15 protein-coding genes are annotated in these 20,383 nt (G+C 69.5%); 9 read left to right on the top strand and 6 right to left on the bottom strand.

All coding sequences use genetic code 11. The features are described from left to right. Positions 1 to 5 precede the first annotated feature (5 nt). The 5 genes from OH809_RS27265 to OH809_RS27285 form a co-directional block, all read right to left on the bottom strand. Positions 6 to 1,148, bottom strand: coding sequence for a DNA cytosine methyltransferase (locus OH809_RS27265; protein WP_406515757.1), 1,143 nt, complete (start codon positions 1,146 to 1,148; stop codon positions 6 to 8). An 85-nt stretch (positions 1,149 to 1,233) separates the two neighbouring features. Further along, positions 1,234 to 2,190, bottom strand: a complete 957-nt coding sequence (locus OH809_RS27270) for a DNA cytosine methyltransferase (RefSeq protein WP_406515758.1) — start codon at positions 2,188 to 2,190, stop codon at positions 1,234 to 1,236. Continuing rightward, complete coding sequence (locus OH809_RS27275) at positions 2,187 to 2,639, bottom strand: very short patch repair endonuclease (protein ID WP_406515759.1); 453 nt, start codon at positions 2,637 to 2,639, stop codon at positions 2,187 to 2,189. Before OH809_RS27275 ends, OH809_RS27270 begins: the two co-directional genes overlap by 4 nt. A 14-nt stretch (positions 2,640 to 2,653) precedes the next feature. After that, positions 2,654 to 5,593, bottom strand: a complete 2,940-nt coding sequence (locus tag OH809_RS27280; protein WP_406515760.1) for a Z1 domain-containing protein — start codon at positions 5,591 to 5,593, stop codon at positions 2,654 to 2,656. 49 nt (positions 5,594 to 5,642) lie between these two features. Then, positions 5,643 to 7,172, bottom strand: a complete 1,530-nt coding sequence (locus OH809_RS27285; protein ID WP_406515761.1) for an ATP-binding protein — start codon at positions 7,170 to 7,172, stop codon at positions 5,643 to 5,645. Positions 7,173 to 7,470: 298 nt separating this feature from the next. On the opposite strand from OH809_RS27285, the gene OH809_RS27290 reads away from it, so the two are divergent. From OH809_RS27290 to OH809_RS27300, 3 genes are read left to right on the top strand one after another with little or no spacing between them, the layout of a single operon-like run. Then, positions 7,471 to 7,968 carry a hypothetical protein gene (locus OH809_RS27290; protein ID WP_406515762.1) on the top strand — a complete coding sequence of 166 codons (498 nt, stop codon included), beginning with the start codon at positions 7,471 to 7,473 and terminating at the stop codon, positions 7,966 to 7,968. Positions 7,969 to 7,973: 5 nt separating this feature from the next. Then, the gene (locus OH809_RS27295; protein ID WP_406515763.1) at positions 7,974 to 10,673 is read left to right on the top strand and encodes a substrate-binding domain-containing protein; all 2,700 of its coding nucleotides are present in this window, start codon (positions 7,974 to 7,976) and stop codon (positions 10,671 to 10,673) included. After that, the gene (locus OH809_RS27300; RefSeq protein WP_406419796.1) at positions 10,670 to 12,109 is read left to right on the top strand and encodes an extracellular solute-binding protein; all 1,440 of its coding nucleotides are present in this window, start codon (positions 10,670 to 10,672) and stop codon (positions 12,107 to 12,109) included. The genes OH809_RS27295 and OH809_RS27300 overlap by 4 nt, the downstream gene beginning before the upstream one ends. Before the next feature lie 114 nt (positions 12,110 to 12,223). Here the strand turns inward: OH809_RS27300 and OH809_RS27305 are convergent, their stop codons facing one another. Next, positions 12,224 to 13,432, bottom strand: coding sequence for an ROK family protein (locus OH809_RS27305; protein WP_406419794.1), 1,209 nt, complete (start codon positions 13,430 to 13,432; stop codon positions 12,224 to 12,226). Positions 13,433 to 13,554: 122 nt separating this feature from the next. Here OH809_RS27305 and OH809_RS27310 point away from each other — a divergent pair, with 122 nt between their 5' ends. The 6 genes from OH809_RS27310 (at position 13,555) to OH809_RS27335 (ending at position 20,350) form a co-directional block, all read left to right on the top strand. Further along, positions 13,555 to 14,688 carry a Gfo/Idh/MocA family protein gene (locus OH809_RS27310; RefSeq protein WP_406419792.1) on the top strand — a complete coding sequence of 378 codons (1,134 nt, stop codon included), beginning with the start codon at positions 13,555 to 13,557 and terminating at the stop codon, positions 14,686 to 14,688. Next, positions 14,685 to 16,181, top strand: a complete 1,497-nt coding sequence (locus OH809_RS27315) for a sugar ABC transporter ATP-binding protein (RefSeq protein ID WP_406419790.1) — start codon at positions 14,685 to 14,687, stop codon at positions 16,179 to 16,181. The genes OH809_RS27310 and OH809_RS27315 overlap by 4 nt, the downstream gene beginning before the upstream one ends. Positions 16,182 to 16,183: 2 nt before the next feature. After that, positions 16,184 to 17,194, top strand: a complete 1,011-nt coding sequence (locus OH809_RS27320; RefSeq protein ID WP_406424953.1) for an ABC transporter permease — start codon at positions 16,184 to 16,186, stop codon at positions 17,192 to 17,194. Next, positions 17,191 to 18,198 (top strand): ABC transporter permease, encoded by a 1,008-nt coding sequence (locus OH809_RS27325; protein ID WP_406419788.1) that lies wholly within the window; start codon positions 17,191 to 17,193, stop codon positions 18,196 to 18,198. Before OH809_RS27320 ends, OH809_RS27325 begins: the two co-directional genes overlap by 4 nt. Before the next feature lie 83 nt (positions 18,199 to 18,281). Continuing rightward, the gene (locus OH809_RS27330; RefSeq protein ID WP_406419787.1) at positions 18,282 to 19,469 is read left to right on the top strand and encodes a substrate-binding domain-containing protein; all 1,188 of its coding nucleotides are present in this window, start codon (positions 18,282 to 18,284) and stop codon (positions 19,467 to 19,469) included. A gap of 20 nt (positions 19,470 to 19,489) precedes the next feature. Beyond that, on the top strand, positions 19,490 to 20,350 hold the full coding sequence (locus OH809_RS27335) for a sugar phosphate isomerase/epimerase family protein (protein ID WP_406419785.1): 861 nt from the start codon (positions 19,490 to 19,492) through the stop codon (positions 20,348 to 20,350). The last annotated feature ends 33 nt before the right edge of the window (positions 20,351 to 20,383 follow it).

Here is a 20,383-nt window from a genome sequence, read left to right on the forward strand (position 1 = left end):
GTGCTTCAGGACCGAGGCTCTTCGCTGTTCACCGCCTGCGGCTTCCACTTGGCGAGCCTGTCCAGCTCGGCATCTGTCGGGACTCCCAGCCCGAGCGCCGCACTGAGAACATGCATGGCAAGGCGCGGAGGAACGGCATTGCCGATCTGCTGCGCGACGTCTCGACCAGTCCATGGATAGGCGGCGGGAAACGACTGGAGCAGGCCTGCTTCGGAGGGGGTGAAGCGGGGGAGATCGAGGCCGTTCCTGACCACACGGTTTCGGGAGATTTTGCCTGTCACGGTGGCCGCCGGCTGGTCGGAGTGACGCTCACCACGGGCCTTGGGGTTACCACCGCTGCCGTAGTTGGAGATCACGACGAACGGCCTGGGGCGCTTCGGTAGCACGTCTTCCATCGTGACCCACGGCTCCCGTTTCCACGGGCCCAGTTCGGCGCCTTCCGTGGGCCGGGCAACCCCCTTGCGATAGGGGTGGTGTGTCGGCGTCGGCAGTTCGACGTGGTTGTTCCTGCCGAGTCTGGCGATCAGAACGGCACGACGGCGCGTCTGCGGTACCCCGAACTCCTCGGTGCGGAGGATGCCATATGTGGCTGCGTAGCCCTCGTTCTGCAGGGCCTCTGCATAGGCCTCCCATACGGGCAGAACTGCTGGAACCTGCTCCAGCACGATGGCCTCGTAAGGGCGGAGTGCGGGATCGTCAATGGCTTCCAGTGCCCACCGAAGGGGTTCCAGGACGAGCCCCGTGCGCTCGTCCTCCATCTCGGCGAGGTCCAGGTCGATGTTGGACGGCTTGTCCCGATCGACCAGACGTTGAACGAACTTCAGTACGTCGTCCAGCGCGCGGCGTCCCGCGCCATGCCCTGCCACGGTGAACGTCTGGCAGGGCGGCCCGCCGGTCAGCACATTGGCATTCGGGAAATCCGCAGGCCGGGACTTGCGGACGTCTCCCGGCACTGTCTCGAGGCCTGCTCTACCTCGTGTGGCGCATGCCCCCTCGTCCCACTCGATGCCTGTGACGGGGATGCCCAGTACGTCTGCAGCTACGTCCAGTCCGCCCGGACCGGCGAACAGGTCCACAATGCTAAAAGGGGTCTTAGCGGGCAAGCGGGCATCGGTAACCAGGGGCGGTTGTGGTTGTGCGGGGGTCATGTGGGCGAAGTGTAGCCGGCGGTCGGCCACCCCTCGATCCCCAGGCCTATCGTCCACCCCGGACCCGGAAGCGTTGCGCAATCGTTTAGACACGCAAAGCTCCCGCGATGGCCGCGCCCAGCGCCTTGGCCACCGGAGGCGGAGAAGCGTGACCGATCTGCCGGTATCTGGCTGTCTTCCTTCCGGCGAATCGCCACTCGGGCGGGAATGCCTGCAGGAGCGCGGCCTGTGCGTCTGTGAGCTTGACCATGTCCGAGGAGCCGTCGGACTCGGGCCCCGGAACCTCATCGGCCAGGGCGCCCCCGTTGACGCCCATGCGCGCCCAGGCTTTCTTCGTCCCCGTGGGCCCGAGGTCGGCGCCCCCGCGATTGTCGGACCCACCCACGAGGGTCGGCGCCACGTTGATCGCCTGCGCCGCCCACGCGTCGGCATCGCGCCACCCGCGCGCCGCCATGGAATGACGCAGAGCCCGGCCCACCGGAACGTGTTCCGTGACGGTCGGTGCTGGAGGCCGGAAGGAGTCGAAGTGCTGCTCCTTGAGCGCGACCAGAACGCCCTGCTTGCGATCCTGGGGTACGCCGTAGTCCGCAGCGTTCAGCACGAACCAGCGCATTCGATATCCGAGATGCTCTAATTCCTTGCGGATGAACTCGCGCAAGGGCTCGAACTCAGGGGCATCCACCAGGCCCGGCACGTTCTCGATAAGCAGCGCGCGGGGCTGGACGGAGTGGGCCAGGAGGACTGCTGCCTCCAGCAGCCGTTGTTCCTCCTCGGTCTCGGCCCTGGCGGTGGTGGCACTCGACTTCACCCGTGGCAGGCCCGCTGACAACAGGTCGACGTCGTAGGTCTCCGGATGCTCGTCCGGAACGAATTCTAGAAGGTCCATTTCCAGGACCTTCCACGTCGGTCGGTTCAGCCGAAGCGTCTCGCACGCCACCGGCTTGCTGTCCAGGAGCAGCACCGGGTCGAAACCCGCCTGCTCCAGGCCCAGCGCCAGTCCGCCCGCCCCCGCGCATACATCCACGAACCGGAATCCGCTCACAGGTCCCCACCCTCTTGTCGTGTCCGCCGTGCGGACCGTTCCCGCTCGACGGCTTCCGCCACCCGGTCGGCGACCCGGGACGGGGCCTCGTGCTCCCAGAACCGCAGTACCGTCCACCCCGCGGCCGCCAGATGGTTGGTCGTCTCCGCGTCCCGGGCCATGTTTCGGTCGAGCTTCTGCCGCCACCACTCGGCGTTCGCCCTCGGCTGCGTGGCGTGCTCGGGGCAGCCGTGCCAGAAGCAGCCGTCGAGAAATACCGCGACCTTGGCCCGGGTGAACGCGATGTCGATCGTTCGCCGGGACATGTCCGGCACTCGCTTATTGACGCGATAGCGGTAGCCCGCGGCGTGCAGCAACTTCCGGACTGCCACCTCAGGAGTGGTGTCGCGGCTCGCTTGGCGACTCATCCGGGCGGAGACCCCGAGGGACGAAGGCTTTGCCGTGCTCATAACTGCCAAGTCTCCTACGACCTGTCGCTCTCGCGATCAATGATCGCTGAATCGCTCCTCCCCGAATCGATGGTCCGGAAGCGCACCAGGCTCTTCTGCTGGCCGGTCGACGACTTCGGAGCGACCAGGGAGAAGGCCATGACCAGGTGCCGGGGGTCGATCGCGCCGTCGGAGGAGAGACGAGGCGCGTCCTCGACCACGGGATACAGGACCAGGACGCCTCGCCGCTCGCGTACGAGCGATTCCACGAGACGGTCTCCGGAATCCTTCAGCGCGCCGGCCACCCGCAGAGCGGCCCCACGGTGCTTCGGCTCGCTGATCGCGCCGAAGAGGTCGCCGCGACGCCGGGTGCGGTGTGCCAGGGACAGTGGGCCTCTGCCGAAGATCCTCGCCTCGGTGCGGCGGGCCGAGGTCTGCTGCGGGACGATCACCAGCCAGTCGTCGATGCCGACGCCGGATTCACCCGCCGTGAAGAGGGACTCCAGATGCGGCGAGAACTGTGTGGGAGCGGACCACCGCAGATCGCAAAGGATCTTCAGCAGAGTGCGGTGATCGACGGTGCCGAGCAGAGCTTCGTAGCTGTCGTTGCGACCGTGTTCGAGGGACGAGCACGTCAGCGTGACCGGGGAGGAGTCCAGTGATTCCAGAACGGGGCGCCAGGTCTCCGCGTTGTGCCGCAGATCCGCCGCGTCCGTCGGGTACGCCGTCGGCTCCACCCACTCGCCCGGCGACCGGATCTCCACCAGCTCCGCGTTGAACATCTTGTTGCGGGCGGACGGCTTGATCCAGGACAGGTGCTGGGACACCAGGGGCGGGATCTGGGCCGGGGTGACCTGGGGCTTGCCGTCCACCAGGGTGGCGTACCGGGTGAGTTGGGCGCGGAACGTCTCCTCGTCGCGGCAGATGGCCTCGAAGGCCTCGTACAGGTCGACCGTCTTCGACTTGCCCATGGGCTCCTCGCGGCCGATGTAGAGGCGGACCAGGTCGCGGTAGCCGGGGCGGAAGCCGAACCAGCGGCCCATCTGCATCAGGGTGTCGGCCTGCTGGGTCTTGCGGCGGTAGTACGTCACCGTCAGGCCCTCGACCGTGAAGCCGCGGGACAGCTTGGTGCCGCCGACCAGGATCTTCCACACGTGCGGGGTGCGGTCGAAGTCGAGGTCGGGCTGGGCGTAGTCGCGTTCGGTGTCGCCGTTGACGACGATCACCGGTGTGCCGCCGGAGTTGATCAGCTGACGTGCCCGGAAGACATGCGGCTTCAGCTCCTCGTACGAGATGGGGGTGGGCAGTCCGTCGTCGGCGAAGCGCTGGAAGTCGGAGGCCAGCAAGGCCGAGAGGCGGTCGTGCCCCTCCTGGCTGGTGTAGGCCGCCTCGTGCCACAGGGAGCTGATCCGCAGGGCGAGGGACGCGTGCTCGGCCATGCGTACGGACTCGTGGACGAGCATCGTGTGGTGGCGGAACGGACCGTCGGGCACGCCGTTGGCCGCGCGGTACAGCTTCAGGGCTCCGGTGAGGAGGAAAGCGTCCAGGGCTTCCTGGAGGCGGTCGCCCGTGTCCTCGTAGATGCCGCGGATGTGGGATTCCTCGGCGGTGCCGGTGGTGGAGTCGTCGGTCCGGTCCAGGTCGTGGAAGTCCTGGACGCCCATGTAGCCGGTCGGGCGGGGCAGTGAGATCAGGAAGTCGCGCGGGAAGATGTCCTCCCCGTCGCCCGGGTCGACGAAGACGTTGGCGAAGGGCGTCGCCGTGTAGCCGACGTACTGGGCGCGGGGGAGGAGGCCGAGCAGCTGGGAGATCTGGCTGTTGATGGCCGTACGGGCGACCTTGCCCTCCTCCCACTTCTTCGGGTCCGTGGTGTTGACCGAAGCCTGGTCGGACTCGTCGTCGATGATCAGCGCCGGGATCTCGGAGAGGAGCGGACCGATCTTCTTCAGGTCCTTGATGAGCTTGGCCAGCACGGACTTGTTCTTCTTCACCACCATCACGCGCGCGGCCGCGCGGTGCAGGTTGTCCGGGGCGTGCAGCGGCTGCGTACGGACCTGCTTGTCGAATTCGAGCGCCCGGATCCCGGTCGCCAGACTCTTGTAGTCGTCGTCCCGGGTGGTGAGGCGTTCGATGTCGAAAGCGCCTCGGGTGGAGGGGCGTCCGCCGTGGCTGACGAACTTCGCCGGCCAGTCCTCGTCGTCCTGGTAGTCGATGTCGATCAGGGCGTCGGGGTCCGACGGGTCGGCGCCCCGCAGGATGTTCTCCTGGCCGATCAGTTCCATGTCCAGGCGGCGTTGGGTCTGGCCCCGGAGGAGGTTCAGGGTGCCGCCGAGGACGATGACGAGGCGGTAGCCGGCATCGATGGCCTTCGCCGTGACGCCCGTGAAGTTGGCGGTCTTGCCCGACTGGACATAGCCGACGACCAGGCCGCGGGCGCCGTACGCCTCGGTACGCGTGGGGTCGGCGAGGCGCTCGACCACGGCGTGGCTTGCCTCGTCAAGGCTGGACACGGCCGCGTCCGACCAGCCCTTGCGACGCAGCAGTTGCTCGTACGAGTTCCAGTAGAAGGAGCGGGCGGCCGCGGCATCGCGGGAGTACCAGGAGGTCGGGGTCCTGCTGATGATCGTCGGGCCCGGCTCCTTGAAGACCGGGACCGCCTGGTCGAGCGCCTTGCGCAGGTCGGCGCCGAATCCGAGGCGGGTGTACGTGTCCGCGCGGCGCTCGTCGGTACGGGGCGGGGCGGCGGACCAGTCGGCCTGTTCCGCCAGGTCCCAGCCGGTCAGGGTGCGGTGCCAGAGCGCGGTCAGCTCGTCGCCGGGGCCCGCGGCGATGATGCGGTCCCGGAAGTGGCTCAGCTCCGTGTCGGCGGGTTCGTCGGCCTCGGTGAGTACGAAGGCCAGCTTGGTGAAGTGCTTGGGTCCGCGGCGCATTGCGGCCAGGACGTCGCCGTGCAGGTTGAACAGGTGGTCGGTCATGGTGGGGACGGCTTCCTCGAGAGGAGAGGTGGGAGGACGGTTCGGTTGCTCAGCGCGCGAGTTCGCAGCGCGCGGCCGTCACCAGGACGCTGTTCCACAGGGCGACGTTGTCGGTGTGGACGGCCCGGACCCGTTCCTTCTGGAAGATCTCGTTGACCATGAGGTAGAGCATGCTCTTCACCACCGGCGCGTCGTTCAGGCCGCCGCGGCGGCCACCGTTGAAGACCTGCCGGTACTCCTTGTTCAGCTTCACTTCCCGTTCCTCGCGGTCGAGTTCGAAGAACACGTCCGACGGCAGCGCGTCCCAGCGGAAGGTGATCGGGTCCTCGCCCTCCAGCTCGGGCAACTCATCGCGAAGGGTGCGCTTGAGCCGGGGGTCCAGGCCCTTGCCGGCCGGGAGAACGGCCTTGCGCTGCGGCTCGGTGGCGCGACGGGCTGCCTCCCGGTACGTCGTCTCCGCTTCATGGAGATACGCGGCGAACGTCTGGCCCCCGTCGTCCGTGGCCTGTTCGAGACCGCGGGCGAAGGCGGGCGTGACCGTCACGCCGTCCTTCTTCACCGTGAGGCTGAAGACGTCGTTCGGCTCGTTCGGCAGGTCGACGGCGATCCGGGCGAGGGCGAGGTGGCCCTCCGCGCTGCGGGTGCTGTTCCAGCCGCCCGCCTGGACGAGCCGGTCGTTGCGGTAGATGTAGAAGCCCTGGCGTTCGGCGAGCGGACCGATGCCGCGGAAGCTGACCAGTGGTGACTTCGGCGGCCAGATGTGCGCGGTCAGGGCGAGCTCGCCGACGCCCTCGATCGGTGCGGTGTACGTACGGGGGTAGCCGGCCCGGCCCGGCACCCGGTAGCCGAACGGGTCGAGTGGCTCGACGCCTCGGTGATCGAGCTCCTCCTTGGTCCGCACGTCCTCGACGACGATGTCGACGTTGAAGCCCTCACGGGCCAGGAAGCGGTGCAGATGGAGGCCGAGGTGGGTCTCCAGCTTCTCGATCGCTTCATTGAGGAACCGGTCGGCCTGACCGGTCGTCACGGTGTCGAAGGCCCGGACACGGTCCCAGCGGACGATCGTGCCGTGCCACTCGACGATCCCGTCGTAGCGGTCGACGAGGTCCTGGCAGTAGCGCGGGTCGACGACATCGCACGTGAAGTCGGCCTGGGCGCGCGCCGTCAGCCAGCGGCGGCCGGTGGACGGGCTGCGCTTGGTCCGGCTGATGACGGTGAGCGAATCGGCGTGCGACAGCGAAGCGGCCTTGAGGCCTGCTCCGAAGTGGCCGAGCGCGCTCGCGGCGTATCCCTCGCGGCCGCCGACCGTCATCGCGGTGTCCAGGGCCTCGTCGTTCATACCGCATCCGTCGTCGACGACGAGCAGGCTGACGAGGCGGTCCTCGTCCCGGAGGAAGCTGATGACGACGTTGTGGGCGCCCGCGTCAATGGAGTTGTCGACGAGGTCGGCGATGGCCGCCTCGAAGCCGTAGCCCTGGTGTGTCAGTGATTCGACGTAGCGGGCGGCGGGCGGAAGCCGCTTGCTGCCGGTCGTCGGGATCTCGTACTGCCAGTCGGCGGAAGGCTGATAGGGCGACATGAAGGCTTCCTCGCACGCACAGAGCTGGAACCTGCGTGGGGGAGGCGGGGCCCTGAGATCAATGGATGGAATGTGATGATATTGCAAAGGTGGGGCATTGGGGAATCGGCTGCGCGACCGGTGTTCCGCGTGAGGTGAAGCGGCGGACGGGTCACGGGGGTCTGGGCCCACTCCTCGTCGGCCGGGCCGAGACGGGGCGGCCTCAAAGGGGTGCCTGGTGTCAACGTGCGTGAAATAATGGCGAGTTACACGAACCGCTCCGAAGCGCGGGCGGCAACGGTGCCAATGGGGGCAGCGCATGGCGGACAGTGCGGACGTGGCCGGGGCGGCGGGGGCGCGGGGGGCCGTTGAGTTGCGGCTCACGGTGCGCGGTACGCACGCCGAACGGGACGACGTGAAGGCGCTCAGTACCTGGTTACGTAACGCGCCCGCGCTCGCCGAGGCGTGGCGCGCCGGGGAACTCAGGCTGGTCGAGGTCGAGTCGGCGGAGGAGCCCGGGCGGCCCGCGGACACCCAGGCGGGGGAGTTGGTCCAGGCGGTCATCCTCGCGGTGACGGTGAAGGGCGTCGACATCGCCGTCGAGAGCGCGTGGCAGTCTGCGCTGACCTGGCTGCGCAACCGGCGCAGACTCGTCGTCGACGACGAGGAGGACCCAGGAATTGCCTTCATCGATCAGGCCGGTGGTCCGGACTCCGCGCTGAGCCGCGACTCCGCACGCGATGCGGCCCCGGAGGAACCGCCGGAGCTCGGTGGCGAGGACCCAGCACAGGGCGGCGACGATCACAGGGGGGCATAGCCGCCGTGCCGCCCTACAACGCGCGTAGTGGCGAGAACCGCCGGAAGGCCCACCGGGCCCTGCTGATCGGCGTGGACAGGTATGAGCACCTGGGGCGTCTTCCGAGTGTGCCGCGCAACCTTGAGCTGATGAAGGAGGCGCTCACCGCCGAGGGCTCCGGCGTGTTCGACCCCGACGAGGTGAGGGTTCTCCTCGACCCGCGTGGGCGCCACACAGTGGATGCGGCCCTCAGCAAGGCTGCCGAGGAGGCCGAGGGGTTACTGGTCGTCTATTTCGTCGGTCACGGCCAGGTGGACACGTACGGCAGGAACTTCCATCTGATGGTCGCCGGTTCCAAGGTGACCCGGGACAAGAGCCACCCCTTCTCGAACGCCCTTGCCTGGCACAAGGATGTGATGCACTGGCTGTGGGAATCCGAGGCGGAGCACATTGTCGTCATCCTCGACTGCTGTTACGCGGGCAACGCGCTCAAAGAGCTCGACCTGAATCCGGAGAAGAGATTCGCTCTCTTCGCGGCGATACGTGAGGGCGCGGAGATACCCGTCGCCCGCAGCGCGGGCGGAACCCGGTTCACCAGGGAGATCCATCGCGTACTGACGGAGGAGCCGGCCGAGGGGGGACCGCTTCGCGGTGGCGACGTCCTCCTTGCGCAGCTGGATACGCGGGTGCGCGAGGCGTTGGCCGGCCTCAAGGCGTACGACGGGCAGGACTGGATTCCCGTCGAATTCCACCAGGGTGACGATGTCGTTCTCGCGCTCGGACAGGGGGAGGGGGAGGGGGAGGGGGCTGACTCCCGGTACGAGCGGGAGCCGAAGCCGGATTTCGTCCCCGAGCACGATCCGGGAGCCGTGCCGCACGATGCGTTCCCACCCCGGTTCCGGAACCGGCTGTGGCGCCGCCGAGGAGTCCGGCGGTCCCTCGTCCCGCTCCTGGTTCTCGCCCTCCTCGGCACCGCCGGCGTGATCGTCCGGAACCTGCTGCCGGGCGGCGGGGGCGGTGGCTGTGCGCCGTCGATGGAGCTGCGGGTGCTCACCGATCCCGACCTGCGGGCCACTGTTCAGAAGGCGGCCAACGCCTATACGAAACGGAATCCGCGCGCATGCAGGCGCATCGGGATCACGGTGTACGAGGCGAAGGAGACGGACGCCGTAGCCGCCTTCCAGGGGTCCAAGGCGTGGCAGTCGCCGGACGGCGAGTGTCCCGCCTCGGGGGCGTGCTTCCGGCCCCAGCGGGATCTCGGTGCCCAGCCGGACATCTGGATCCCGGCAGCCGACAGTACGTGGCGGCGGGCCCAGGACACCTCTGCCGCCGCGTCCGGGACCGGAACGGCAGCCCGCGCGGGCAGCGTGGTCTCCTTCGACCGGCTGGGGCCTCTCGCGTTCACGCCGATGGTGCTCGCCGTGCCCGACGGGCTGTCCCTGCCACCCGCACTGCAGACCGGCAGCCCGCTCAGCGGGCTGGTCTCCGAGCTGCGCTCCTCCGAGCCGGCCGCGTCCGTGCTGCGTTCCGATCCGGAGATCACGGACGGGGCGCTCCTGGCCACGACAGCCCTCTATCCGCCCACCGGCACCGCCCAGCCGTCCGAGCTCGAACAAGGCATGGCGGGGCAGCTCACGCCGATGCCCGGTACGGCGTCGGAGCTGATGTGTGCGCTGGCCGCGAGCTCCGAGAACACCCTGGAGGACCGGGCCGCCGTGCTGATTCCGGAGCAGACCATGGCCCAGTTCAACCTGCGGCCCGGTGACAAGGGCCGCCAGTCCTGCGCGAAGGACACCCTGTCCGCCCGGACGGCGTGGTACCCGTCCGACGTACCGATGCTGGATCTGCCGTTCGTGCACGTCACCTGGAAGGGAGCCGAGCGCGACGCCGCCGTGCGCAAACGGGCGGTCGAGGACTTCTACAGGTGGCTGACCAAAGACGTTTCCGCCCAGCGCGTGTTCACCGAGGACGGGTTCCGGGGCGTCACGAGTGACCGCACGCCCGCCCCGCCCGACGAGCACTCGCTGCTCAAGGTCTCCGCCAACACCCGCGCCGTCCACGCCGACGCGCTGCCACCGACCGGTCCGCGCGTCACGTCGGCCGTGCAGACCGACACGCTTCGGCGCTACCGGGAGGCTCTCGGGCCGGGCCGGGTGCTCTATCTGCTGGACACGTCGACCTCGATGGCGGACAAGCGGGTCCTCGACGGGTCAGGGCGCGCCAAGGATCTGGTGAGCCGGTCGATGAACTCCCTGGGCGCGAAGGACGAGTACGGGGTCCGGTCGCTCGCCCCGGCATCCCGGAAGTCCCGTCCGGACGTGGTGCCGTTCGGGCGGAACGACCGGGCCGCCGCGCAGCGGAAGGTCGACGCGGTGAAGCCGGTGAACACCGACGCACGCGTCGCGACCGGGCTGCGGGAGGCGCTCGCCGACCTGCGCGGGGGACCGGCGGAGCTCGACCCGCCGCGGCTGCTCGTCCTCGTCACCGACGACGAGGATTCCGCGGCCATCAAGGGCGCCGCGCTGGCGTCCCTGGTCAAGGAGGCGAAGAAGGCACCGCGGGTACGAGTCGTCGTGGTCTCCCTGCAGGGCGGCGGCTGTACGTCGGGTGAGCTCAACCGGCAGCTCACGGCCGCGACCGGTGGGCGCTGCCTCGACCCGTCAGTCGACCTGGCGAAGGAACTGCAGGCCGAGGTCGCCAAGACCGGTACGGGGGACGCCGAATGAGCCGCCGCAGTCGTCGGGAGTTCCGGGCCGGCCGTACGCGGCGCAGGCGTTCCGCCGTGGCGCTCGGCTGCCTGCTCGTCCTCGCCTCCGCAGCGTGTTCCGGCGGCTCCGGACCGACCCCCGGACCGGACGACCAGGGGCAGGGAGATCCCGGCCCGATCGTCGTCGCCAGCGGGCTCGACGTGACCGGGTCCGGCGGGGTGCGGCAGCAGCTGATCAAGGAATGGAACGAGCATCACGCCGATGACCCGGCCCTGCAGGCGAAACTCGTCGAGCTGCCCGGCGGCGCCGATCAGCAGCGCAGCCAGCTGCTCGGCGCGCTCCAGTCCGGCAGCGCCGGCTACGACGTGGTGAACCTCGACATCACCTGGGTCCCCGAGTTCGCCGAGGCCGGACTCATCCGCCCGCTCTCCGACGAGGATGTCGTCGACTCCGACGTCATCGCGGAGATCCGCCGGACCTCCGTCTGGAAGGGCCGCTCCTACGCCCGCCCCTTCAACAGCGATGTCGGTCTGCTCTACTACCGCCCCGACCGGCTGACCGCCGCCGGAATCACCCTGGCCCGCCAGCCCACCGCCAACTGGACGTGGGCCGATCTCGGCGCCTCTATCGACACGCTCAGCGCCAGCCGGAGCGAAAGCGGGGTCGAGGCGGGCTGGACGACCCAGCTCGACGCGTACGAGGGGCTGACCGTCAACACCATCGAGGCGTTCGAGTCCGTCGGCGTCCATCTCGCGGATGAGAAGGGGCATTACACAGCGGGCGAGAAGTCTCTGAAGAAGGGGCTTGAGGAGGTGCGCCGACGCGCCCGCAAGGACCGGATACTGGACCACGCGTTCTCCTCCGACGAACCGACGTCCCTGGCCGACTTCGCCCAGGGGCGCATCGCGTTCGTGCGTCACTGGCCCTACGTATTCGGGGCGCTGCAGAACCTGCTGCCGCCGGAGGACTACTCCGTGAACCGGCTTCCGGGCGCATCGGTTCTCGGCGGCCAGAACCTCGCCGTCACCACCGATTCGCCGCGGGCCGCGGGCGCCCGCAAGCTGATCGACTTCCTGACTTCCCCGGAGAGCGAACGCTGCCTGCTCGACGCAGGGTTCGCCGCCACCCGCGCCTCCGCCTACGACGGCACCGCCCCGCCCTGCTACCCCCGCGTCGCCGAGGCCCTCCACTCGGCCGGCTCGTCACCGTCGGCGTCCCCGGGCGGGGAGGGCGGTTCCTGGGCCCAACCGGTCATGATGCGGACCACGTACACCTTTACGTTGAGCCAGGCGTTGCAGCACGCGGTGCAGCGCCCGCGTACCCCTTATTACGGTGCGTTCACGCAGGTTCTGCAGTCGCATGTGCACGCCTGGCTGACGAGCGACGGAGCCGACGCCGACGAGGCCGCGGCGGGGCTCGACGCCGCCCTGCGCGAGGCGTTCAGCGGCCACTGACGTTCACCGACGGAGACGGAGACGGAGGAATGGGACACCGTCGCGGGCGTCGTCAGCACATGCCGTGAGGCTCCCGGCCGGAGGACCAGGCGACCACCGCCCGAAGCGCAGAACTCAGTTGCCGCCGGACACCATCCCTGCCGGCCGGGCCAGTTCGCTGTCGAGGACGGCGGGGGAGAGGGCGTGCTGGACGACCATGGCGGCGGCACCGAGCATCCCGGCGGCGGCGCCGGCGCGGGAGGCGACGATGCTCAGTTGCTGGGTGGCCATGGGCAGGGACCGCCCGTAGATGGCCTCACGGACTCCGGCGAGCAGCATCTCGCCGGCCTTGGCGAGGGAACCGCCGACCACGATCAGGGACGGATTGAGCATGCTGACGCAGCCGGCCAGCACCTCGCCGATGTCTCGGCCGGCCTGACGGACCGCCTGCGAGGCAACGACGTTGCCCTTGCGGACCAGGGAGACGACGTCGGCGTTGCTGTGAGCTTCCAGGCCTAGTTCACGCAGGGCCGCGGCGATGGCCGCCCCGCTGGCGACGGCCTCCAGGCAGCCCTTGTTGCCGCAGCGGCAGGGCACCTCGCCGCCACGGGGGGCGAGGATGTGGCCCATGTCGCCGGCCGCGCCGACCGCCCCGCGATGAAGCCGGCCGTTGCTGATGATGCCGGCCCCGATGCCGGTGGCCACCTTGACCAGGATGAGGTTCTCCGTGTCGGGGAAGCGCGTGGTGTGCTCGCCCAGCGCCATGAGATTGACCTCGTTGTCCACGAGCACAGGCACGCCGAAGTCGGCGGCGAGGTGGCCGGGTACGTCGTATCCGTCCCAGCCCGGCATGATCGGTGGGTTCTGCGGCCTGCCCGTCGAGTGCTCCACAGGGCCGGGGAGACCGACGCCGACCCCTGCCAGGGGGAGGGACTCCAGCCCCGCCTCGGCCAGCAACCCGCGCCAGAGGTCGACGAGTTGCGGTAGCACCGTGGCCGGGCCGTCGCTGATGTCCAGCGTCAGCCTGCCGGTGGCGAGTGTGGTGTCCGTCAGGTCGGTGACCGCCAGGGTGGCGTGGGTGGCGCCCACGTCGGCGGCGAGGGCCACGCGGGCGCGGGCGTTGAAAACGAAGCGTCCCGCCGGGCGTCCGCCGGTGGAGGCGCCGCTGCCGGCGTCGTGGACCAGCCCGGCGTCCAGAAGTGCGTCCAGGCGGGTGCGCACCGTGGAACGGGCCATCCCGGTTTCGGCCGTGAGCTCGGCACGGGTTCGGGGCCGGCCGTCGCGGAACAGTCGGAGCAGCTCACTCAGGGGTGCGGCGTTCGCCGCCGGGACGTCTGGGTGCATCAGGCAATTGAACCAGACCCGATGGAAGGTCGGGCTGTTCTGTTACCGCCTCATCCACTTCTGTAAAATCTGGCGGTACTTTTGATTGACAGTCGCCAATAGCTGCCCTTACGTTGCCGGGCATGACAGTGACTCCCCTCACATACGGGGTAAGCGAGTTGTCCGCGCCACCGGCCCTGCGCGTAGCGGTCGTCGGCGCCGGGTTCATGGGACGCGTACATGCCGAGGCCGCCAGGCGAGCCGGCGCCCGGGTCGTGGCTGCCATGGCCGGCAGGCCCGAAAACGCGGACGCCGCGGCCCTTGCCGTCGGCGCCGAACGCGGATACGCGGACCTCGACGACCTGCTCGCCCACGCCTCGGTGGACGTCGTCCACATCTGTACGCCCAACGCCCTGCATGCCGAGGCGGCACGTGCGGCGCTCGCCGCAGGCGCCCACGTCGTGTGCGAGAAGCCGCTCGCCACCGAGGTCCCACAGGCCGCCGCACTGAACGACGCGGCCACGGCCGCCGGCCGTGTGGCCACGGTGCCGTTCGTATACCGCTTCCATCCGATGGTCCGCGAACTGCGCGAACGCCTCGCCGCAGCGGAGGCCGGGATCGTCTCCGCGGTGAACGGCAGCTACCTCCAGGACTGGCTGTCCCGGCGCTCCGACGACGACTGGCGGGTCGACTCGGCGATGGGCGGGCCGTCCAGGTCGTTCGCCGACATCGGATCTCACTGGTGCGATTTATTCGAGTTCGTCTCCGGTGACCGCATCGCCCGCCTGTCCGCGCAGACCTCCGTCGTCCATGAGCGAGCAGCCCAAGGATCGGGCCCGGCCACCGAGGACGTGGCGTCCGTGCAGTTCAGGACAGCCGCCGGACGCGTGGGCACGCTGGTCGTCTCCCAGGTGGCGGCGGGACGCAAGAACCGCCTCCAGATGGAGATCTCCGGTACGGAGGCCAGCTTCGCCTTCGACCAGGAGGACCCCGAACGGCTCTGGGTCGGACGACGGGACGGAAGCCACATCCTCGTACGCGACCCCGGTGCGATGTCCGCAGCGGCGGCCCGCTACGCCCGCCTCCCCGCCGGCCACGCGCAGGGATACCAGGACTGCTTCGACGCCTTCGTCGCCGACACCTACCGGGCCGTCCGCGGCGACGACGCGCCCGACGGTCTCCCCACCTTCGCGGACGGGCTCCGCGCCGTACGGATCACCGACGCCGTGCTGACATCCGCCGCGGGCAGCGGCGCCTGGACGGAGATCGCCGCATGAACGAACAACCCATTGTCCGGCTGACCAGCATCACCAAGAGCTTCCTCGGCGTACCGGTCCTGCGCGGCGTCGACCTCGAACTGCGGGCCGGAGAGGTCCACGCCCTCATGGGGGAGAACGGCGCCGGCAAGTCCACCCTGCTCAAGGTGCTCGCCGGAGTGCACAGGCCCGACGGCGGCAGCATCGAACTGGACGGCACGCAGGTCACGTTCACGGCGCCGCGCGACGCCCAGCGCGCCGGAATCGCGATCATCCACCAGGAGTTCAACCTTCTCGCGCACCGAAGCGTCGCGGAGAACGTCTACCTCGGCCGTGAACCGGTGCGGCGCGGTCAGGTGGACAGGAAGAAGATGAACGCCGACACCGCCGAACTGCTCGACTGGCTCGGCGAGGAGGGCATCCGCCCGGACGACCGGATCGCCGACCTGCCGGTCGCGCGGCAGCAGGTCGTCGAGATCCTCAAGGCGCTCTCCACACAGGCCCGCGTCATCGCCATGGACGAGCCGACGGCCGCACTCGCCGACCACGAGGTCGAACTGCTCTACGACCTCATCCGCCGGCTGCGCGAACGCGGCATCGCCATCCTCTACGTGTCCCACCGGATGCGTGAGGTGTACGACCTCAGCCAGCGCATCACCGTGCTGAAGGACGGCGCGTTCGTCACGACGGCGCCGGCCGCCGACATCACCCCCGAGCAGCTGGTTCGGCACATGGTCGGTCGCCCGCTCGACGGGCTGTACCCGGCCCGCGCCGTGCCGGCCGACCTCGGCGACGAACGGCTCGCGCTGCGCGACGCGGGCAACGACCGGGTCCGCGGCCTGGACTTCAGGATCCGCGCGGGCGAAATCGTCGGCCTGGCCGGCCTCCAGGGATCGGGACGCTCCGCCGTCGCCCGCGCGATCTGGGGCGTCGAGCCGCTCACCCGCGGCACGCTCCTGCTGGACGGCCACCCGCAGCGCATCCGCGGCCCCCGCGCCGCCGTCCGTCGGCGCATCGCCTTCGTCACGGAGGACCGCAAGGGCGAAGGGCTCGCCCTGAGACAGTCGGTCCGCGACAACACCCTGATGGTCCGCCGGGCCGCACTGAGCGGTGGAACGTCCCGCGTCCACAAGGACATCGCGGACCTCCTGCGGTCCGTGACCGTGGTCTCCCGCGGTGAGCACCAGGAGGTGCGCCTCCTTTCCGGAGGCAATCAGCAGAAGGTGGTGCTCGCCAAGTGGCTCGCGATCGGACCCCGGGTGCTGATCGTCGACGAACCGACGCGCGGCATCGACGTCGGCGCCAAGCAGGCCGTCCATACCCTCCTGCGTGACCTCGCCCGCACGGGCGTGGCCGTCTTGATGATCTCATCGGAACTACCGGAGCTGATCGGCATGAGTGACCGCATTCTCGTGATGCACGAGGGACGGCTTGCGGGCGAACTGCCCGCCGGCGCAACGGAGGAGGCCGTCATGGCCCTCGCCACAGGCCACAGGACCGGTGAAGCGGCGTGAGCATGCTCAGGGAGACGGCCCCCGCCACGGCTGGCCCCGCAGCACCGGCGGCCGAACGCAGACTGTCGCTCACCCCCACCGTGACCGTCTATCTTGCTTTGGCGGTCCTGCTCGTCGCCGGCAGCGTCCTGGTCGGTGTGCGCGGCGGGGTGCTGCTCGACGAGGGCGGCGTGCAGAACATCCTCACCCGCAGCACCGCCCTCGGACTCGTGGCCATCGGCCAGACGATGGTCATCGTCACCGGATCACTCGACCTGTCCGTCGCCTACGTCGTCGGCCTCTGCTCCCTCGTCACCGCCGAGACCATGGCGGGGCAGGTCGGCATGATGGTCCCCGGAGTGCTTCTCGCCCTCGGCGTCGCGGCGCTCATCGGCCTGGTGAACGGTCTGGTCATCACCATGCTGCACGCCAACGCGTTCATCGCCACCCTCGGTGTCGCGCTCATCCTGCGCGGCTATCTCGAGAACACCTACACGGGCCCCGCGGGCAGTGTGCCGCGTGACTTCCAGCAGCTGGGCTTCAGCCGTATCGGACCCGTGCCCCTGTCGGCCATCACCATGCTGGTGATCGCCGCAGTCGCCTGGTGGTTCCTCTCCCGCACCCGGGGCGGCTACCACATGTACGCGGTGGGCGGTGACGTCGACGTCGCCCGGCTGTCCGGCGTACGGACCCGACGCACCATCGTCACCGCCCATGTGCTCTGCGCGGTGGCCGCGGGTCTCGCGGGGGTGCTCCTGGCGAGCCGGCTCGGTTCCGGGGCGCCGTACGTCGGTACGGACGCCGGCTACGACCTGGAGTCGATCGCCGCCGTTGTTCTCGGCGGCACCCTGCTCGCCGGCGGCCGCGGGGGAGTGACCGGCACCATCGGCGGCGTCTTCATCCTCGCGACCCTGGACACCGTCTTCGACGACCTCTCCGTGGACCCGTTCTTCAAGGACGTGGTGCGCGGCGTGGTCCTGATCGTCGCGGTCGCCCTGTACGCCCGCCGCCAGCTGACCCGGAGGACGGCATGAGCACTCCCAGAATCCCGCTGCCCCGCCTGGCCTCCGGCACGGCGCCGGTGCTTGTCGTCCTCGCCGTCCTGCTCGTCGCCCTCACCATCGAGGGCCCGGCCTACTCCGAGCCCGCGGGCTGGCTCGCGCTGCTCAAGCGTGCCGCGCCCCTGATAATCCTGGCGATCGGCCAGTACTTCGTGATCGTCTCCGGCGGCTTCGACCTGTCCGTCGGCTCCCTGGTCACCGCCGAGGTGGTGATCGCGGCCCGGCTGATCGACGGCCAGGAGTCGGCGACCGCCTGGGTGATGCTGCTGCTGCTCGGCCTCGGCGCACTCGTCGGGCTGGTCAACGGCCTGATCACGACCCAGCTGATGGTCCCCTCGTTCATCGTCACCCTAGGCATGCTGCTCGTACTCGACGGAGCTGTGTTCCTGTGGTCGGGCGGCGCGCCGCGCGGCGCCCTGTCGGACGGCTTCAGGGTCTTCGGCCGAGAGGGAACCGATCTGCCGCTCATCGGTGTGCTGCCGTGGTCCGTGGTCATCCTGGTGGCGATTCTCCTCGGCGCGGTGCTTTTCATGCGCAGCGGCACCGGCCGCACCCTGGTCGCGATCGGTGACAACGAGACGGCCGTGCACCTGGCCGGCGGCCGGGTGGCGCGGCTGAAGCTGCTCGCCTTCGTGCTGTCCGGCGTACTCGCGGCGGTCGCCGCGATCGTGCTCGGCGGTTTTGCCGGGGTGTCGGCACAGGTCGGCGAGGGGCTGGAGTTCCGCGCGATCACGGCCGTCGTGCTCGGCGGCGTGCTCCTCGGCGGCGGCCGGGGGTCAGCGGTCGCGGCGGCCGCCGGTGCGCTGTCGCTGGAGGCGCTGTTCTCCCTGCTCAACCTCCTCGGTGTGTCCGGGGCGCTGGAGTCGGCCGTACAAGGCGTGATCATCATCGCGGCTGTTGCCTACGCGTCACTCGGCTCCCGGCTCCGGCTGCGCAGGCGGCGCGAAGCCGTGGCCATGGCGCCAGCTGCCCAGTGACCGCCCAACCCGGCTTCCGCACCGTGCTGTTCCGCGCTCGCGGTGCCACAACCCGCCACATCCACTGCAACAAGGAGAGAAACATGAATCGGAGATGGTCCGCCGCGGCCGTAGTGGGCTTCCTCGCCCTGGCCGGGTGCTCCAGCGACCTGCCCGCCGAGAACAAGGGCGCCACCGGTGCCTCGTCCTCCGCACCGAAAGAAGACGCGTCGAAGTCGGAGTTCTTCGACCGGGCCGAGTACGAGCGTCAGCTCGCGTTCCGTACCGCCGCCCCCGAGGGCCCCGAGGGCAAGCCGTGGGAGCAGATGCTCGCACCCGAGATGGTGGACACCGCCAAGTACGCCAAGCCCGGCGGCAAGTACCACCTGTGCTTCTCCAACGCCGCCGTCAACAACCCCTGGCGGCAGGTCGGCTTCAAGACGATGCAGCAAGAAGTGAAGCAGCACCGCGAGATCACCAAGTTCACTGTGCTCGACGCCGAGGCCAAGGACGACAAGCAGATCAGCGACATCCAGTCGTTCGCCTCGAAGAACTGCAGCGCACTGATCGTGTCACCGAACACCACCGCCACACTGACACCGGCCGTCGAGGCGGCCTGCAAGACCGACGTCCCGGTGATCGTCTTCGACCGCGGGGTGAAGACCGACTGCCCGGTCACCTTCATCCACCCCATTGGCGGCTTCGCGTTCGGCGCGGACGGCGCCGAGTTCCTCAAGGAGAAGGTGAAGCCCGGCGGAAAGATCCTCGCGCTGCGCATCCTGCCGGGTGTCGACGTGCTGGAGCAGCGGTGGGCTGCGGCCGACCAGATCTTCAAGGACAGCGAACTGGACGTCGTGGGCGTGGAATTCACCGACGGCGACGCGGCCAAGACCAAGAGCATCGTGAGTGACTACATCCAGCGCGAGGGCTCCATCGACGGCGTCTGGATGGACGCCGGCGCCACCTCGGTCGCAGCCATCGAGGCGTTCCAGGACGCCGGCGGGGAGGTCCCGGCGATCGTCGGCGAGGACCAGCAGGACTTCCTGCAGATCTGGGCCCAGGACAAGCTGACCGCGATCGCCCCCACGTACCCGACCTACCAGTGGCGTACGCCGGTCATCGCCGCGCTGAACATCCTTGAGGGCAAGCAGGTGCCCAAGGAGTGGGTGCTGCCGCAGCCTTCGATCGGCGCCGACAAGGTCGGCGACTACATCCAGAAGGACCTGCCGCCCCTGCACTACGCCATGTGCGGATGCGAGTCCATGCCGGGCTACCCGGGACCCTGGAAGTGACAGGGGCGAGGAGCGGCGCGGTGCATGCCATCGGCGTCAACACCTGGGTATGGACCTCGCCGCTCGACGACCCGGCACTCGTCGAACTCGCAGCCAAAGCGGCCGCGGAGGGCTTCGACGTGCTCGAACTTCCGGTGGAGAATCCGGGCGACTGGGATCCGGCCGCGGCCGCCCGCGTCCTGTCCGACCACGGCCTTGGCGCGAGCGTGTGCCTGGTGATGCCCCCCGGACGTGAACTCGTCGATGCCGCCCCGGACACCGTCACCGCCACCCAGGACTATCTGCGGCATGTCGTCGACGTCGCCGCGCAGGTCGGGTCACCCGTGATCGCCGGCCCGGCGTACGCGTCCGTCGGCCGGACCTGGCGCATGACGGCCGGTGAACGACGCTCCCGCTACGAGGAGTTGCGCGATGCTCTTGCACCGGTTGTTGACCATGCGCGCGCGGCGGGGGTGACAGTGGCGGTCGAGCCGCTGAACCGCTACGAGACCAGCCTCCTCAATACCGTCGCGCAGACCCTGGACGCCATCGAGGGACTGCCCGCGGACGGCTGTGGCATCGCGCTCGACGTCTACCACCAGAACATCGAGGAACGGGACATCGCAGCCGCGGTCCGCTCGGCCCACGGCCGGATCGCACACGTCCAGGTTTGCGGGAACGACCGGGGCGCCCCCGGCGCCGACCACCTCGACTGGTCGTCGCTCCTCACCGCGCTCGCTGACGCGGACTACACGGGCCCGCTGTGCATCGAGTCGTTCACCGCGCTGAATGCGAGCATCGCGACCGCCGCTTCCATCTGGCGGCCGCTCGCGTCCAGTCAGGACGCGCTCGCCGCCGAAGGGTTGGCCTTTCTACGGGGGGTGATCGCCCAGCAGGGATGAGCACGTGCAGCGTCGGCGCCGGCACGCCGCGTC

Origin of the sequence: Streptomyces sp. NBC_00873 (assembly GCF_045207415.1) — a bacterium.
GTDB lineage: Bacteria > Actinomycetota > Actinomycetes > Streptomycetales > Streptomycetaceae > Streptomyces.

Bases quoted from the DNA above. Each gene is read 5' to 3' on its own strand.
- OH809_RS27265 (WP_406515757.1), bottom strand. From the start codon at position 1,148: ATGACCCCCGCACAACCACAACCGCCCCTGGTTACCGATGCCCGCTTG.
- OH809_RS27275 (WP_406515759.1), bottom strand. From the start codon at position 2,639: ATGAGCACGGCAAAGCCTTCGTCCCTCGGGGTCTCCGCCCGGATGAGT.
- OH809_RS27280 (WP_406515760.1), bottom strand. From the start codon at position 5,593: ATGACCGACCACCTGTTCAACCTGCACGGCGACGTCCTGGCCGCAATG.
- OH809_RS27285 (WP_406515761.1), bottom strand. From the start codon at position 7,172: ATGTCGCCCTATCAGCCTTCCGCCGACTGGCAGTACGAGATCCCGACG.
- OH809_RS27290 (WP_406515762.1), top strand. From the start codon at position 7,471: ATGGCGGACAGTGCGGACGTGGCCGGGGCGGCGGGGGCGCGGGGGGCC.
- OH809_RS27300 (WP_406419796.1), top strand. From the start codon at position 10,670: ATGAGCCGCCGCAGTCGTCGGGAGTTCCGGGCCGGCCGTACGCGGCGC.
- OH809_RS27305 (WP_406419794.1), bottom strand. From the start codon at position 13,432: ATGCACCCAGACGTCCCGGCGGCGAACGCCGCACCCCTGAGTGAGCTG.
- OH809_RS27310 (WP_406419792.1), top strand. From the start codon at position 13,555: ATGACAGTGACTCCCCTCACATACGGGGTAAGCGAGTTGTCCGCGCCA.
- OH809_RS27315 (WP_406419790.1), top strand. From the start codon at position 14,685: ATGAACGAACAACCCATTGTCCGGCTGACCAGCATCACCAAGAGCTTC.
- OH809_RS27320 (WP_406424953.1), top strand. From the start codon at position 16,184: ATGCTCAGGGAGACGGCCCCCGCCACGGCTGGCCCCGCAGCACCGGCG.
- OH809_RS27325 (WP_406419788.1), top strand. From the start codon at position 17,191: ATGAGCACTCCCAGAATCCCGCTGCCCCGCCTGGCCTCCGGCACGGCG.
- OH809_RS27330 (WP_406419787.1), top strand. From the start codon at position 18,282: ATGAATCGGAGATGGTCCGCCGCGGCCGTAGTGGGCTTCCTCGCCCTG.